Source organism: Streptomyces sp. NPDC001663, assembly GCF_042893105.1.
Taxonomy (GTDB): Bacteria; Actinomycetota; Actinomycetes; order Streptomycetales; family Streptomycetaceae; genus Streptomyces.
The window spans coordinates 114522-128718 of the sequence record NZ_JBIAUR010000023.1 but is presented as its reverse complement, the minus strand read 5'-3'; the positions used below and the strand labels follow the sequence as shown (position 1 = coordinate 128718).

General features: G+C 71.6%; 10 protein-coding genes. 5 read left to right on the top strand and 5 right to left on the bottom strand.

The features are described from left to right. Positions 1 to 122: 122 nt before the first annotated feature. The 4 genes from ACFY1L_RS48560 to ACFY1L_RS48545 form a co-directional block, all read right to left on the bottom strand. Positions 123 to 1004 (bottom strand): carbohydrate ABC transporter permease, encoded by an 882-nt coding sequence (locus tag ACFY1L_RS48560; protein WP_388840820.1) that lies wholly within the window; start codon positions 1002 to 1004, stop codon positions 123 to 125. Beyond that, a complete protein-coding gene (locus ACFY1L_RS48555; RefSeq protein WP_388840817.1) occupies positions 1001 to 2353 on the bottom strand; it encodes a carbohydrate ABC transporter permease in 1353 nt (450 codons plus the stop codon). The genes ACFY1L_RS48560 and ACFY1L_RS48555 overlap by 4 nt, the downstream gene beginning before the upstream one ends. 10 nt (positions 2354 to 2363) lie before the next feature. Further along, the gene (locus tag ACFY1L_RS48550; protein ID WP_388840813.1) at positions 2364 to 3743 is read right to left on the bottom strand and encodes an ABC transporter substrate-binding protein; all 1380 of its coding nucleotides are present in this window, start codon (positions 3741 to 3743) and stop codon (positions 2364 to 2366) included. 164 nt (positions 3744 to 3907) lie between these two features. Beyond that, a complete protein-coding gene (locus ACFY1L_RS48545) occupies positions 3908 to 7384 on the bottom strand; it encodes an FHA domain-containing protein (protein ID WP_388840810.1) in 3477 nt (1158 codons plus the stop codon). A 373-nt stretch (positions 7385 to 7757) separates the two neighbouring features. Here ACFY1L_RS48545 and ACFY1L_RS48540 point away from each other — a divergent pair, with 373 nt between their 5' ends. The 4 genes from ACFY1L_RS48540 to ACFY1L_RS48525 all read left to right on the top strand — a co-directional run bounded on the left by ACFY1L_RS48540 (position 7758) and on the right by ACFY1L_RS48525 (position 12894). Further along, positions 7758 to 9422 carry a serine/threonine-protein kinase gene (locus ACFY1L_RS48540; RefSeq protein WP_388840807.1) on the top strand — a complete coding sequence of 555 codons (1665 nt, stop codon included), beginning with the start codon at positions 7758 to 7760 and terminating at the stop codon, positions 9420 to 9422. A 113-nt stretch (positions 9423 to 9535) separates the two neighbouring features. Beyond that, positions 9536 to 10777, top strand: a complete 1242-nt coding sequence (locus tag ACFY1L_RS48535) for a serine/threonine-protein kinase (protein WP_388840804.1) — start codon at positions 9536 to 9538, stop codon at positions 10775 to 10777. A gap of 88 nt (positions 10778 to 10865) precedes the next feature. Further along, entirely contained in the window at positions 10866 to 11972 is a 1107-nt protein-coding gene (gene prfB, locus ACFY1L_RS48530; RefSeq protein ID WP_388840801.1) for a peptide chain release factor 2, read from the top strand. Between the two features lie 292 nt (positions 11973 to 12264). Next, the gene (locus ACFY1L_RS48525) at positions 12265 to 12894 is read left to right on the top strand and encodes a hypothetical protein (protein ID WP_388840799.1); all 630 of its coding nucleotides are present in this window, start codon (positions 12265 to 12267) and stop codon (positions 12892 to 12894) included. Positions 12895 to 13000: 106 nt separating this feature from the next. Here ACFY1L_RS48525 and ACFY1L_RS48520 read toward each other — a convergent pair whose 3' ends face one another. After that, on the bottom strand, positions 13001 to 13192 hold the full coding sequence (locus ACFY1L_RS48520) for a hypothetical protein (RefSeq protein ID WP_016438128.1): 192 nt from the start codon (positions 13190 to 13192) through the stop codon (positions 13001 to 13003). 295 nt (positions 13193 to 13487) lie between these two features. Here ACFY1L_RS48520 and ftsE point away from each other — a divergent pair, with 295 nt between their 5' ends. After that, complete coding sequence (gene ftsE, locus ACFY1L_RS48515) at positions 13488 to 14177, top strand: cell division ATP-binding protein FtsE (protein ID WP_004000799.1); 690 nt, start codon at positions 13488 to 13490, stop codon at positions 14175 to 14177. Positions 14178 to 14197 lie beyond the last annotated feature (20 nt).

The window sequence follows — 14197 nt, the reverse complement described above, 5'->3', positions numbered from 1 at the left end:
GAACGGCCGATGGAGTGACTTGGTTACGCCGCGTGCGGCATACGGGGGATCTTGGGTGAACGGAAGGGGGCGGGACCGTAACGTCCCGCCCCCTCAAGCCGGTTGTCGTACAGGCCCGGCGGCTACTTCACCGCGCCCGCCATCACACCGGACACGAACTGCCGCTGGAACGCGAAGAACACGGCCAGCGGGATCACCATCGAGATGAACGCGCCGGGCGCCAGGACGTCGATGTTGTTGCCGAACTGCCGGACCTGCTGCTGCAGTGCGACCGTCAGCGGCTGCGACGACGAGTCCGAGAACACCAGCGCGACCAGCATGTCGTTCCACACCCACAGGAACTGGAAGATGCCCAGCGAGGCGATCGCCGGTGCGCCCAGCGGGAGTACGACGGTGAGGAACAGGCGGGTCTCGCCGGCGCCGTCCAGCCGTGCCGCCTCCAGGAGTTCACGGGGGATCTCCGCGAAGAAGTTGCGCAACAGGAAGATGGCGAACGGCAGTCCGAAGCCGACGTGGAAGAGGACCACGCCGATGATGTCGCCGAAGATCCCGATCTTGCCGAAGAGATCGGCGAGCGGGATCAGGGCGACCTGGACGGGCACGACGAGCAGCGCGACCACGACCAGGAACCACCAGTCGCGGCCCTTGAAGTCCATCCAGGCGAAGGCATATCCGGCCATCGCGCCGATGAACACCACCAGCAGGGTGGCCGGGACCGTGATCCAGATGGTGTTGAACAGCGAGTGGGTGATCGTGTCGTTCTCGAGGAGCGACTTGTAGCTCTTGGCGGTCAGCTGGCTCGGCGCGGTGAACGCCTTCCACCAGCCCGAGGAGGCGATGTCCGTCGGGTCGCGGAAGGAGGAGACCAGCAGGCCGAAGGTCGGCACCAGCCAGAACACCGCGACCAGGATCAGGAAGACGCGCAGGACCCCGCCGCCCGCCCCGCTCGCCACCCTGGCGGCGAAGGAGCGCTTGGCGCGCACGGTCGTGTCGAGGGTGGTCACCGCTGACGCTCCCTTCGCAGACGGCGGATGTTGACCCACATCACCGGCAGCACCAGCAGCAGCAGGATCACGCCGATCGCACTGCCGACGCCCTCGTTGCCGCCGCCGCCGAAGGACGACAGGAACAGCTGCAGGGCAAGGACGTTGGCGTCGTCCTGACTGGGCTGCGGGGCGATGATGTAGACCAGGTCGAAGATCTTCATCACGTTGATCATCAGCGTGACGAGGACGACGACCAGGACCGGGGCGAGCAGCGGCACGGTGACCCTTCGGAACACCTGCCACTCGTTGGCGCCGTCCACGCGGGCCGCCTCCAGGAGGTTGCGGTCCACGCCCGCAAGGCCCGCCGCGATGAGCACCATCGCGAAGCCCGCCCACATCCACACGTACGCGCCGATGATCGCGGGCGTCACCAGCGTCGGGCCGAGCCAGTCGATGCCGTTGTACGGCGCCGAGAAGTTCGAGGCGGGCAGCCGTAGTTGGGCCCCGTCGGCCGACGCGGGCAGCGTGAAGACGCCGTCGGCGCCGCTCTTGGCGGAGGCGACCACCTTGCCGCCCTTCACGGCCTCCACCTTCACGTCCTTCAGCGCCTTCTCACCGGGGTCGACCTTGCCCTTGGTTCCGCCGCCGCCGAGCTTGAAGTCCAGCCAGACGGTGCCGGTGATCCCGGAACCGCTCGCCGGCTTCGCGTTCTCCGGGGTGCCGGGAAGCTTGTCGGGCGCGATGCCGACCAGGGGGAGCAGGGCCGGGGTGCCCGCGTGCACGGTGCCGGTCGTCGTGAACGAGCCGCCGCCGGAGGCCTTGAGGTCACTGGCCGTCGCGTTCGGCCGTGCACCCGGATAGACCGAGGACGACACGAACGTGTCGTGGATCGACTTGGCGACCGCGTTGGCGGCGCCCAGCTCCGGGTCCTGTTCGTAGACCAGCCGGAAGATGATGCCCGCGGCGAGCATCGAGATCGCCATCGGCATGAAGACGATCAGCTTGAACGCCGTTCCCCAGCGCACCCGTTCGGTCAGCACCGCGAAGATCAAACCGAGCACGGTGACCACGGCGGGCGCCACCGCCACCCAGATCGCGGTGTTGCGTACGGCGGTCAGCGTGGCGTCGTCGGTGAAGATGTCGTGGTAGTTGTCCATCCCGACGAAGCCCGAGCCATCGGCGTCGTAGAGGCTCCGCCAGACCGAGTACCCGATCGGGTAGACCACGAGCGCCCCGAGGAGCACGAACGCGGGCAGCAGGAACAGCACCGCCACCCACAGCCGCGTCCCCGTGATGCTCTTGCGCGGTTCGACCTGGGGCGTCGGCAGTGCGCCGGCGCCCCCTGCCGATTTCGCCACTGACGTCATGACCGGCCCGTCAGCTCGAGCCGTACGCCTTGGCCGCGTCGGCCTCCAGCTTCTGCTGGGTGCCGGCGATGTTCTTCGGGTTGCTCAGGAAGTCCTGCAGGTCCTTCCACTCGCCGGTGCCGGCCGTGCCGCCGAAGGCCGCCGGGGCCTGGTCGGACATGTCGAAGCGGAAGTTGTCACCGGCCGCGATCAGCGCCTTGGCGATCGTGCGGGTGATGGCGTCCTTGTACTTGCTCTCGTCCATCGCCTTGCTCGGGGAGATGAACCCGCCCTGCGCCGCCCAGATCTCGGCCGCGTCCGTCGAGGCCAGGAACGTCAGCAGCGCCTGGGCGCCCTTGCCGTCCTTCAGCGCCACGGCCACGTCACCGCCGCTCACCACGGGCGACTGGGTGCCGGTCGAGGGGAACGGGAAGACCTTGGCGTCCGTGCCGAGCTTCGCCTTGGTGTCGGCGTTGATGTTCGCCGTGACGAAGTCGCCCTCGAAGACCATCGCGGCCGGGTTGGTGCCGGAGAAGGTCTGGGTGACCGACTTCGGGAACTCCGTGTTCAGCGCGCCCTTGGTGCCGCCCGCGATCAGGTCGTTCTTGCCCCACAGCTGGGCGAGTGTGGTGAGCGCCTTGGTGACGGACGGGTCCGTCCACTTGATCTTGTGCGCGGCCAGCTGGTCGTACTTGTCGGGGCCCGCCTGCGAGAGGTAGACGTTCTCGAACCAGTCGGTGAGGGTCCAGCCGTCCGCGCCGCCGATCGAGACGGCGGGGGAGCCGGCGTCCGACAGCGTCTGTGCGGTGGCGAGGAAGTCCTTCCAGGTCTTCGGCGTGGTCTTGATGCCGGCCGCGTCGAAGGCCGCGGTGTTGTACCAGACCAGGGACTTGTTGGCGGCCTTGGCGTAGACGCCGTACTGCTTGCCCTTCCAGGCGCCCAGGTCCACCCAGCCCTTGGAGAAGTTCTTGTCCAGCTGGGCCTTGGCGTCCGCGCCGAGCGGCTTGAGCCAGCCCTTGTCCGCGAACTGGTGGAGCACGCCGACCTGGGGCAGGAACGCGACGTCCGGCGGCTTGCCGCCCTCGATCTTGGTACCGAGGAAGGTGGAGGTGTTGTTGCCCGTCGGCACGAAGTTGACCTTGGCGCCGGTGCGCTTCTTGAACTCGTCCAGGACCTTCTGGAAGTTCTCCTGCTCGGGCCCCGTCCAGACGGCGGCGACCTCGAGGGTCTGGCCGTTGAGCTTGGGGAGCTTGACGGTGCTCGCGTTCTCCGAGCTGCCGCCTCCTCCGCCGTTGTCCTTGTTGTCGCTGCCGCCGCATCCGGTGAGCGCCAGCGCCAGCGCTCCCGCGAGGAGGGCGGCTGCGGACTTGGCGGCCCTGCGTGTCCGGTTGTTGCTGCTCGTGCTGCGCATCACTGCCCCGTTCTTCGATCTTCGTCGAACGTCGAGCGCTGTCCCGTGTGATCTGGTCTACGCCCGTGGGGTGGGGTCGGCAAGTGTGCGTCCTGTGTCAACCGGGGGATCGTGACCCCCTCGTGACCAGGCGTCGTATGAGGAGCCGCACGAGGGGTGCGGACCTACAGGAGCGAAGGGACCTCCGTCGCCGAGACCTCCCGTGCCGCCCTTTCCAGCGCACTGGCCAGCAGGGCCAAGTCCGTCGGGCCGTTGCCCAGTTCGCGGACCGGGCGGCGGGTCGGGGGGTCGCCCATCCGTTGCCAGTCCAGGGGGACGACCGTGGGGCGCAGTGTCGCCGTGCGGGGGATGCGGCCCGTGACGCGGCCGCCCTGGAAGGGGGTTGTCCGGCCGTCGGACCAGGTCAGGCGGCCGCGGCCCGGGGCGGGGTCGTCCGGGGCGGTGCCGGGGGCTTCGAGGGTGGCCCGGAGGGTCGCCGCCCGGGCCGGTTCGGTGTCCGCCGTACGGCCGCCCGGGGTGGTCGCGGCCACCAGGTGGACGCCGAGTCGCTCGCCCTCGCGGGCCACCGCCTCCAGCGCCCGCATGACGGAACCCGCCGCGGGCCGGCCGGGTGAACCGAGCGCGGGGGAGACCAGGGCGTCCAGGTCGTCCACCACCACGACGAGGCGGGGCAGCGGCGGTGCCGCCTCCGTCTGGCGGCGCGCCGTCCCCGGACGCAGCCGCATCGTCGAGCTGGGCGGGGTGTCCAGGTCGCCCGTACCGGTCGCTCCGGTCGCTCGCTGGGACACGATGCGGCCCGACAGCTCCCGGCCCGTGTGCCACTCGGTGAACACGGAGCGGCCCAGCAGCTCGGCCCGCCGCTTCAGCTCGGCGCTCAGGGACTGGGCGAACTCCCGCATACGGACGGGGTCGTTGGCGGTGAGATGGGTCGTCACATGCGGGACGTCCGTACAGACGCGCAGCCCCTCGCCGTGTCCGCCTCCCCCAGCGCCCACGCTGTCCCGGCCGTCCATCAGGACGATGCCCAGCCGGTCGGGGCGCTCGGCCGCGGCCAGCGAGGCGACCACGGCCCGCAGCAGCTCCGTACGTCCGCTGCCCGCGGGGCCCTCGATCAGCAGGTGCGGTCCGTCGGCAGCGAGGTCCGCGCAGACCGGGCCGCGCGGGCCCGCCCCGAGCACGGCCCAGGCCCGGCCGCCGAGCGACTGTGTGTCGTCCGCCGCGTCCGCCCAGCGTGCCATCAGCGACGCCGGGGTGGCCCTCGCGAGCCCCAACTCGTCCAGCAGCCTTGCGGCTTGGGGCAACGGCGCGGACACGCGCGCGTGCCGTTCACCGGTGGCACCGTCCACCCGCAGTGGCGCCAGCGCCCGCGCGAACCGCTCGGCCCAGGGCAGGGAGACGGCGTCCACCGCGGCCACGGTGCCGGGGCCTATGGGGCCGGCGTGCGGGGACGGTGCGGCTGCGCTCGGACCAGCCGTGGGTGTTGTTGCGGGGATGGGGGTGGTGCGCGTGGTGTGCGTGTCGGTCGGTTCCGCAGGTCCTGCGGGTCCACCAGGTCCCGTGGGGCGGGCCGGGTCCGCCGTCCCCGGCAACTGGCCCGCGGCCCCGTCCTCGGACGTCCTCGCCCGCGCCACCCGCATCAGCCGCAGCGCCGTCGCCACGTCGCCGCTCAGCAGGGCGACCGCGCCGCACTCCCGGAACGCCGGGGCCACCGCGCACGCCGCCTCGTACGTCTCCGTCACCGGCGACGCGGGCGAGGCGGATGCCGTCTCGGCGAGGCACACGACGTGTATCCCGGCCCGCGGTCCCTCCAGCGCCAGCCGCGCCACCGCCTTGCGCACGTCCGCGCCTCCGGGGTCGCCGTCGACGACGACCACGGTGTACGGCCCGGCGAAGCCGTCCGTCTCCTCCGTGCCGTCGTCGGCACGGGCCCAGGAGGGCCGGCGGGTGGCGGCTCGGGCCTGGGGCCGGCCCGTGGACATCGGCGCCGGTCGCGTTCCGCTCCTTGTGTCCGCCTGGTGGTCCTCCAGGCGCCGCAGCAGTTCGTCCGTACGGGCCGTGGCCTGTTCGCGGTCGTAGGCGAGCAGGAGGCGGCAGTCCTGGCCGTGGCCCGGGCGCAGATGGGGGAGCCAGCCCAGCCAGGACCACTCCGCGGTGCGCTCCTCCAGGGGGCGGGAGCGGTCCGCGGTGATCAGGACCATCTCCAGGGCATCGGGGGAGTGCAGGGCCGCGAGCTGGGCCATCACCGCGCGGGCCAGCCCGGACAGACGGGTGCGGGGGCCGGCCAGGCCGAGTGCCCCGGCCTCGCGCAGGTCCGCGGTGACCGGCACCGCGGGCAGCAGCCCGGAGCCGTCGGGCGCCGCCCGGTCGGCCGTGCCGAGCCGGACCGTGAGCGCCTCCGGGTGGCCCGGTCCGCGCTCCCACAGCCGCGGGCCCGGTCCGAGCGCGGTCAGGAGCAGCGTGGCCAGGTCCGGCCAGGTCTCCGGGAGCTGGGGGCCGGTGAGCGGGGCGGGCCCCGCCGTCGCCTCGGGGGCGTCGTCCTCGTCGTACGCGTCCTGCTCGGTCGTGGCCTGATCGCCGCGCCCGCCGGCCAGCCGCCGTGCCCATGCTGTGAGACCCCCGCGCCTGCGCAGGCCCGGTGGTACGTCGGTGCCGCGCAGCGGGGTTCCCTTGCGCCGACCCGTTCCAGGGGCGTCCGTGTCGTCCGGTGCGGACGTGTCCCATACGACCGCGCCGAAGTGGCCCGCGTGTGTGTCGCCGCTCGCTCCGGACGCTCCTGTGACGCTGCTCTCGATCCGTGGCGCGCCGCCCTGCTCGGGCACCAGCGGCGCTTCCGCGGAGCCGTGTCCCTGGGCGGCCGGCACGCCGCGCGAGGGTGTGGCGGTGCTGTCGCCGCCGTCGGCCACGCGCGCGTGGGACGTCGGCTCCGGCGTCGTGGCGCCGCTCGTGGGGGCCGTAGCCGCACGCTCGCCGCCGGAGGTCACCCGGACATGCCCCTCACCGTCCGGAGCGGTCGCCACCCGGGCTCCCGGTCCTCCGGCGGGGGCGATCCGCAGGGCCGACTCGCCGATCCGCAGCAGCGCCCCAGGGGCGAAGCGCACCGGGCGCTTGCCGAGGCGGGTGCCGTCCAGGGTCGTGCCGTTCGTGGAGTCCAGGTCGGCGACCGAGACCTGGCCGTCGGCGGTCACCGTCACCGCGCAGTGCAGACGGGAGACGTCCGGGTCGTCGAGCGGGACCTCGGCGTCGGCGGAGCGGCCGATGCGGATCTCGCCGCCGTGCAGAAGGTGGACGCCGCCCGCGTCCGGGCCCGCGATCACCTGCAGTTGGGTCGGGGCGTCGTCCAGCTCCGGGTGGGGCTCGGGCTCGGCCGGGGCGCCCAGCGAGAGCACGGCGCCGTCGATCAGCGGGGGCTCGCCCAGGGTGCAGCGCCGGTCGTCCAGGCGCTCCGCGCCCACGTACAGCACCACCGCGCCGCCGGAGGCGGCCGCACCCGCGTCACCCGCGACCGCCGAGGCCAGTGCCGACGCCACCGCGGCCAGGGCCGTACCGGCGGGCGCCGTGACCAGCACGTCGCAGCTCGCGGTGCGGGTCCGCGCCCGGTCGGGCGGGCCCAGCGGGTCTACGACGGTCAGCCGGATCTGCATCGCCGTCAGCGGTCCCTTCTGCGCGGGCGCGGACAGACAACACCCCACCCCACACGAGCACATCGGCCAGTACGAAATGCATCCTCGCATCTGCCACTGACAACACGCCCATGCTCCGGTCCCAAGTGATCTTGATTGGTCACCTCTGCCCCTAAAAGTGCCTGACCAGTAGCGCACCGACGATCACTTGAGATCGGTCACGTCCGGTCCCTGGCAACCGGCCGACCGGGTCGAGCGTCTTTCCTTCGAACGCGTACGGGAACCGGTACGTAAGAGGCACAGAAAGACGACAGCCGGCCGCTTCGGGCGGCGGCACTACAGTGGGTCGGAACAGTGTGTCGGAAACACAGGCAAGCAGCAGGGAGCACATGACGTGCGGCCGGTAGGCAGCAAGTACCTGCTCGAGGAGCCGCTCGGACGCGGCGCCACGGGCACCGTCTGGCGGGCCCGCCAGCGAGAGACCGCGGGGGCCGAGGCCGCCGTGCCCGGTCAGCCCGGCGAGACCGTCGCGATCAAGGTCCTCAAGGAAGAACTGGCCAACGACGCCGACATCGTGATGCGCTTCCTCAGGGAGCGCTCAGTCCTGCTGCGCCTGACCCACCCGAACATCGTCCGGGTCCGCGACCTGGTCGTCGAGGGCGATCTGCTGGCGCTCGTCATGGACCTCGTCGATGGCCCCGACCTGCACCGCTACCTGCGCGAGAACGGCCCCTTCACGCCCGTCGCCGCGGCCCTGCTCACCGCCCAGATCGCCGACGCGCTCGCCGCCAGCCACGCCGACGGCGTCGTGCACCGCGACCTGAAGCCGGCCAACGTCCTGCTCGCGCAGCAGGGCGGCCAGATGCACCCGATGCTCACCGACTTCGGCATCGCGCGCCTGGCCGACTCCCCGGGCCTGACCCGCACCCATGAATTCGTCGGCACGCCCGCGTACGTCGCGCCGGAGTCCGCCGAGGGCCGCCCGCAGACCTCCGCCGTCGACATCTATGGCGCCGGCATCCTGATGTACGAGCTGGTCACCGGCCGTCCGCCGTTCGGCGGCGGCTCCGCCCTCGAGGTCCTGCACCAGCACCTCAGCGCCGAGCCGCGCCGCCCCTCGACGGTCCCCGACCCGCTGTGGACGGTCATAGAGCGCTGCCTGCGCAAGAACCCGGACGAGCGGCCCAGCGCCGAGAACCTCGCGCGCGGGCTGCGCGTGGTCGCCGAGGGCGTCGGTGTGCACGCCAACTCCGCGCAGATCGCCGCGGCGGAGAGCGTCGGCGCCCTGCTCGTCCCCGACCCGACCCCGGCCGCGGTCCCCGGCTCGGCCGACCCCACGCAGGTGCTGCCGCACGGCGCGGGCGGCTACGACCCGAACGCCGCGACCAACGTCATGCCGCACACCGGCAGGCCCCCGGTCGGCGCCGCCGACCCCACCGCCGTACTCCCGAACACCGGGGCGGCCGACCCGACCGCGGTCATGCCGCCGATGCCGCAGGGACAGCCGGGGCAGCAGCCCGAGCAGCCGCACCCCTGGCAGAACCAGCTGCGCGCCGCCCGCGACCGCAATGAGCAGACACAGGTCCAGCAGTACCTCGACCCTAACGAGGACCCGCTGCGCCGCCGCCCCCAGCGGCAGGTCGCCCGCCCGCAGCAGCAGCCGCGCCCCCAGCAGCAGCGACCGCCCCAGCGGCGGCCGCAGCAGCAGGGTTACGGCTATCCGCAGCAGCAACAGCCCCAGCAGTACGCCCCGCCGCAGCACCAGCAGCCCCAGCGGTACGCACCCCCGCAGCAGCCCCAGCAGCCCGCGCGCGAGCCCCGGCAGCCGAGGCAGCGCAGCGCCAACCCGATGAAGATCCCCGGGCTCGGCTGCCTCAAGGGATGCCTGTTCACGATCGTCATCCTGTTCGTCGCGGGCTGGCTGGTCTGGGAGCTGAGCCCGCTCCAGGAGTGGATCGGCACGACCAAGAGCTACTGGCAGCAGCTGACCGACATGTTCAACACCGTGAGCGGGTGGATCGGCAAACTGGGCGATCTGGGCGGCAGCGGCGGCAACTGAGCAGCGAGCTTGGTGATTTGTCGACACCTGGCGGGTGATTTCCGTCTCCGCGGTGAAGGTTGGCTCCTCGGACGCGTAGTTTTAGCGATTAACACGCGTCGGTAGGAGCAGTCTTGGCACGGAAGATCGGCAGCCGGTACACCGCGAACCAGATCCTTGGGCGGGGCAGCGCCGGCACGGTGTGGCTGGGCGAGGGGCCGGAGGGTCCCGTCGCCATCAAGCTGCTGCGCGAGGATCTCGCGTCCGACCAGGAACTCGTCGGACGCTTCGTGCAGGAGCGCACCGCGCTGCTCGGCCTGGAACACCCGAACGTCGTCTCCGTACGCGACCTGGTGGTCGACGGCAACGACCTCGCGCTCGTCATGGACCTAGTACGCGGCACCGACCTGCGCACCCGGCTCGACCGCGAGCGGCGGCTCGCGCCCGCGGCGGCGGTGGCGATAGTCGCGGACGTCGCGGACGGTCTCGCCGCCGCGCATGCGGCGGGGGTCGTGCACCGCGACGTGAAACCGGAGAACGTGCTCCTCGACATGCAGGGACCGCTCGGCCCCGGCGGCTCGCACCCTGCCCTGCTGACCGACTTCGGGGTCGCCAAGCTCATCGACTCCCCGCGCCGCACGCGCGCGACGAAGATCATCGGCACGCCGGACTACCTGGCCCCGGAGATCGTGGAGGGCCTGCCCCCGCGCGCGGCGGTGGACATCTACGCCCTCGCGACCGTCCTCTACGAGCTGCTGGCGGGCTTCACACCCTTCGGCGGCGGCCACCCGGGCGCGGTCCTGCGCCGCCACGTGACGGAGACGGTGGTCCCCCTGCCGGGCATCCCGGACGAGCTGTGGCAGCTCCTCGTCCAGTGCCTGGCCAAGGCCCCGGCCTCCCGGCTGCGGGCCTCGGAGCTGGGCGTACGGCTGCGGGAGCTGCTGCCGCTGGTCGCGGGGATGCCGCCGCTGGACGTGGACGAGCCGGACGTGGAGCCGGCGGAGGAGTCGGAGACGGCACCCGGCGAGGCCGCGGCGCCGGTCCGCGAGCAGGTCCGGCGCGGCGCGGTGCCGCTGGTACCGGGGGCGAAGCCGGCCGACTCCAACCGCGACACCCATACGTCGATGAGGGTCCCGGCACCCGACGAGCTGGCCGGCGGCGCGCGGGGGACGGCCCGGGTGCCGCGGGCGACGGGCGCCCCGAGGCCGGGCTCCGCACGGCACCGCGCCGTGACGCGCCGGCGCCGGCTGGTCCTGGGCGCGGCGGCGGTACTGCTGGTGGCGGCGGCCGGCGTGGGGACGTGGCTGGCGACCTCGGGGGACGACGCGGGGGCGACACCGCAGGACACGAAGCAGTCGGCACCGGCGTCGCCGTGACCGCCCAGAGGCTCCGCCCCCGGACGGGTCGAAGCCCAGCGCAGCGGCCCGGCGCTCCCTACTTGGCGGAGCCGTTACGCTGGAGGGCGTGGCAGTCGTCGATGTATCCGAAGAGCTCAAGTCCCTCTCCTCGACCATGGAGTCGATCGAGGCCGTTCTGGACCTCGACAGGCTGAGGGCAGACATCGCCGTGCTCGAGGAGCAGGCGGCCGCGCCGTCCCTGTGGGACAACCCGGACGAGGCGCAGAAGATCACCAGCAAGCTGAGCCATCTGCAGGCCGAGGTCAGGAAGGCCGAGGCACTGCGCGGGCGGATCGACGATCTCGCCGTGCTCTTCGAGATGGCCGAGGAGGAGGACGACCCGGACACCCGCGCCGAGGCCGAGTCCGAGCTCACCTCCGTCAAGAAGGCGCTGGACGAGATGGAGGTCCGTACGCTCCTGAGCGGTGAGTACGACTCCCGCGAGGCGCTCGTCAACATCCGCGCCGAGGCCGGCGGCGTCGACGCCGCCGACTTCGCCGAGAAGCTGCAGCGGATGTACCTGCGCTGGGCGGAGCAGAAGGGCTACAAGACCGAGCTCATCGAGACGTCGTACGCGGAAGAGGCCGGCATCAAGTCGACCACCTTCGCCGTGCAGGTGCCGTACGCCTACGGGACTCTCTCCGTCGAGCAGGGCACGCACCGGCTGGTGCGGATCTCGCCCTTCGACAACCAGGGGCGGCGCCAGACCTCCTTCGCGGGTGTCGAGGTGCTCCCCGTGGTCGAGCAGACCGATCACATCGAGATCGACGAGTCCGAGCTGCGGGTGGACGTGTACCGGTCGTCCGGCCCCGGCGGCCAGGGCGTGAACACCACCGACTCCGCGGTGCGGCTCACCCACCTCCCCACCGGCATCGTCGTCTCCTGTCAGAACGAGCGGTCGCAGATCCAGAACAAGGCCACCGCGATGAACGTCCTCCAGGCCAAGCTGCTCGAGCGGCGCCGCCAGGAGGAGCAGGCCAAGATGGACGCCCTCAAGGGCGACGGCGGCAACTCCTGGGGCAACCAGATGCGTTCGTACGTCCTGCACCCGTACCAGATGGTCAAGGACCTGCGCACCGAGTTCGAAGTCGGCAACCCCGAGGCCGTGTTCAACGGCGAGATCGACGGGTTCCTCGAGGCCGGAATTCGCTGGCGCAAGCAGCAGGAGAAGTAGCCGACAGGAGTTACTTTGTCGACATGACAACTGCCGCCCACCGGGCGGCAGTTGTCGTTTGTCTGGGTTTTACATCACACTCACAGGTTCCAATCCCCGGTAAACGAGACGCAAGTGGACATTGCGCGCGCAATGGCCTTGACGTTGCTTTGAAAAATGGGAAGGGTAAAGCGTGGCATGCGTATCTCTGGGGCGCATGTGAACCGGGGGAACTTGCAGCGCAGCCACCCCCGTTGATCACGGCCCCCGAGCGCCGCCTCAATGACGATGAGCTACTGGGGGTAGCAACCACATGACGAAGAAGACGCGGATTCGCGTCGCGCGCCTCGCCGCCGGCGCCGTGATCGCCGCGGGTGCCTCGCTGACCGCCGCCGGTGCCGCTTCCGCGCTGGACATCGGCGTGAGCGTGGACGACAGCGGCGTCGGTGTGAACGTCGACACCGGCCTCGGCGACGACCCGACCGACCCGCCCACCGGCCTGCCGACGGACCCGGCGCCGACCGGTCTGCCGACGGACCCGCCGACCACCCAGGACCCGACGGACCCGCCGGAGCCCACGGAGGAGCCGACCGAGCCCACCGAGGACCCGACGGACCCGACCACGGCGCCGACCGACCCGGGCAACGGCAACGGCGGCGGCAATGGGAACGGCAACGGCAACGGGAACAACGGCGGGGGCAACAGCAACACCAACCCCGACGGCGGTTCCAACGACTCCGCGCAGGAGGAGGGCTCCTCGGCCCTCACCGACACCGGCTCCTCGTCCGACACCTCGGCCCAGGGCAGCGGTGCGCAGCTCGCCGAGACCGGTGCCGGTCAGACCGCGTTCCTGCTGGTCGGTGCCGCGACGATGATCGCCGGTGGTATCGGCTTCCGCATCCTGCCGCGCCTGGTGAGCGGCCGTGGCGGTGCGGCTGCCTGACGGTGGCCGTCCGCGCACGGAGCGTGTGCGACGACGTACGACGAGGGGCCCGGAGCGTGCATCGCTCCGGGCCCCTCGGGCGTCCTGTGCACCTGTGTGACGCGCCCTATGCGGTCTGGTGCGCCAGCAGCGCCACCGCTGCGATCAGCACCGCCAGCAGGGCGATCAGTGCCATGGGGTTGAGCCCCGCGAAGAAGTTCTCCTGCTGCAGCCGCTCGCGGTTCGCACGGCACACGGGGCACCGGCCCTCGCTCACGGGCGCCGCGCAGTTCGCGCACACCAGCCGGTCGTACGTCATGCGCTCGCCCTCCTAGCCCTACGGTTCCACCTGGAGAACGCTCGTGGGTGGGTGAACGTTCCCCTCTCTACTGTGCCAGGTTCCTCCGGAGGGTGCGCGGGGGTCGCTCCCAGGGGGTGCGTGGGGGTTGTCACGCGGCTGCGGGCCGGTGGGGGCTGGGCGCGCAGTTCCCCGCGCCCCTTAGGGAGGTGCACAAAACGCACATCAAGTACGCAACCCCTGCCGGAGCCTGCGGTTGCACACCCGACTCGCGTATGGTCACGCTCATCTACCCCCGGCGACCCGTGGTGCATCCGTGATCCGATTCGACAACGTCTCCAAGGTCTACCCCAAGCAGACCCGTCCTGCACTCAGGGATGTCTCCCTGGAAGTGGAGAAGGGCGAGTTCGTCTTCCTCGTGGGGTCCTCCGGCTCCGGAAAGTCCACCTTCCTGCGGCTCATCCTCCGCGAGGAGCGGTGCAGCCACGGTCAGGTGCACGTCCTGGGCAAGGACCTCGCGCGCCTCTCCAACTGGAAGGTGCCGCAGATGCGGCGCCAGCTGGGGACGGTGTTCCAGGACTTCCGGCTCCTGCCCAACAAGACGGTGGCGGAGAACGTCGCCTTCGCGCAGGAGGTCATCGGCAAGTCGCGCGGCGAGATCCGCAAGTCCGTTCCCCAGGTGCTCGATCTCGTCGGGCTGGGCGGGAAAGAGGACCGGATGCCCGGCGAGTTGTCCGGTGGTGAGCAGCAGCGCGTGGCCATCGCGCGCGCCTTCGTCAACCGGCCCAAGCTGCTCATCGCGGACGAACCCACCGGCAACCTCGACCCGCAGACCTCCGTCGGCATCATGAAGCTGCTCGACCGGATCAACAGGACCGGTACGACCGTTGTGATGGCCACGCACGACCAGAACATCGTGGACCAGATGCGCAAGCGCGTCATCGAGCTGGAGAAGGGCCGCCTCGTCCGCGACCAGGCACGCGGCGTCTACGGCTACCAGCACTGACCGCCACGTCCACGGAAAGG